3 protein-coding genes are annotated in these 1,404 nt (G+C 50.6%); 2 read left to right on the forward strand and 1 reads right to left on the reverse strand.

All coding sequences use genetic code 11. The annotated features are described in order from the left end of the window. The coding region (locus tag ACFVSN_RS45155; protein ID WP_387959326.1) for a mannitol-1-phosphate 5-dehydrogenase at positions 1-726 on the forward strand (726 nt) is incomplete at its 5' end. Between the two features lie 68 nt (positions 727-794). Then, the gene (locus ACFVSN_RS45160; RefSeq protein ID WP_014416917.1) at positions 795-1,190 is read left to right on the forward strand and encodes a 3-hydroxyacyl-ACP dehydratase FabZ family protein; all 396 of its coding nucleotides are present in this window, start codon (positions 795-797) and stop codon (positions 1,188-1,190) included. Positions 1,191-1,228: 38 nt separating this feature from the next. Here the strand turns inward: ACFVSN_RS45160 and ACFVSN_RS45165 are convergent, their stop codons facing one another. Continuing rightward, positions 1,229-1,393, reverse strand: coding sequence for a hypothetical protein (locus tag ACFVSN_RS45165; protein ID WP_003156294.1), 165 nt, complete (start codon positions 1,391-1,393; stop codon positions 1,229-1,231). Positions 1,394-1,404 lie beyond the last annotated feature (11 nt).

Genomic DNA, 1,404 nt, shown 5'->3' on the forward strand with positions numbered 1-1,404 from the left:
GTTTTCGGACATTTGACGGAAGCGGAGCGGGAACTCGTGAACCGGACGGTCGGCTTCCCGGATTCTGCGGTGGATCGGATTGTGCCGATTCAGCACCATGAAGATCCGCTGAAAGTATCCGTAGAACCGTTTTTTGAATGGGTCATAGACAGAACCGGCTTTGCCGGCGGCCAGCCGGTACTGGAAGGTGCGTTGTTTACGGATGATCTTACGCCTTTCATCGAGAGAAAGTTGTTTACCGTCAATACCGGCCATGCCGTTACGGCGTACGTCGGCTATCAGCGCGGATTAAAAACCGTCAAAGAGGCCATCGGCCATCCGGAAATCCGGCGTGTCGTGTACGATGCACTTTCAGAAACGGGCGAGTACTTGGTGAAAGCGTACGGCTTTAAGCAATCCGAACACGAGCAGTACATGAAGAAAATCATCGGCCGCTTTGAAAATGAATACATCACGGATGATGTGACAAGAGTCGCCAGATCACCGCTTAGAAAACTCGGAGCGAATGACAGATTAGTAGGGCCGGCCAAAAAAATAAAAGAACCGAACGCGCTGGCAGAAGGCATCGCCGCCGCCCTGCGCTTTGACTATCAGGATGATCCGGAAGCGGTTGAGCTGCAAAAGCTTATCGCGGAAAAAGGCACGAGCGGCGTTCTTCAAGACATTTGCGGTATTCAGCCGCATGAGCCGCTGCACGGCATCGTGCTCAAAAAGCTCAATCAATAAAAATGAACCCGCGTCGGGGGACGCGGGTTTTTTCTTGCGTTATAATGAGAGAGAAGGGAGGCTGCGTGATGAATCAGAAGCTATTGCCCCATCGTTTTCCGTTTCTTTTGATTGACGGCACGACGAACAGTGAAGCCGGAAAATGGGCGGCTGCTTACAAAAACATCAGTGAAAATGACTGGTTTATAACTGAATCCCAAAGAGAGATGCCATTTTCGTTCATCGTTGAAGCAATGGCCCAAACGGCGGCTTGCGCGGGAATTACCGGCGGTGACGGCCTCGGTCTCTTATCCGCGGTGAAGAAAGCGGAAAGGTTAGGTGCCGCTTTGCCGGGAGACCGTCTGGATCTTTTTTTTGAGGTCACGCGAATCAGACGCGGTTTTGTGTTCGGCCGGGCGAAAGCTTCCGTTGCCGGGAAGCCTGTGGCGGAAGCTGAGCTCAGCATATTTATCCAGCCATCGTAAAAAAAGCCGCCTCCAGCGGCGGCTTTCGGACAAGTCTGTTATTTTGTATCATAATCTCTTTCACTTTGTGAATTGTCCCTTTGGTCATGTTTGTGTTTTTCGTCATTGGCGTTTTCTTTCAGCTCTTCCAGCGGAATCGGATCGGTTAAATCATGATGTTCAGGATTTTCATTCGGTTTGTTCTTTTGTTTTCTTTCTTTCATCCTCCATCACC

Origin of the sequence: Kitasatospora sp. NPDC057904, from assembly GCF_042887925.1 — a bacterium.
GTDB lineage: Bacteria > Actinomycetota > Actinomycetes > Streptomycetales > Streptomycetaceae > Kitasatospora.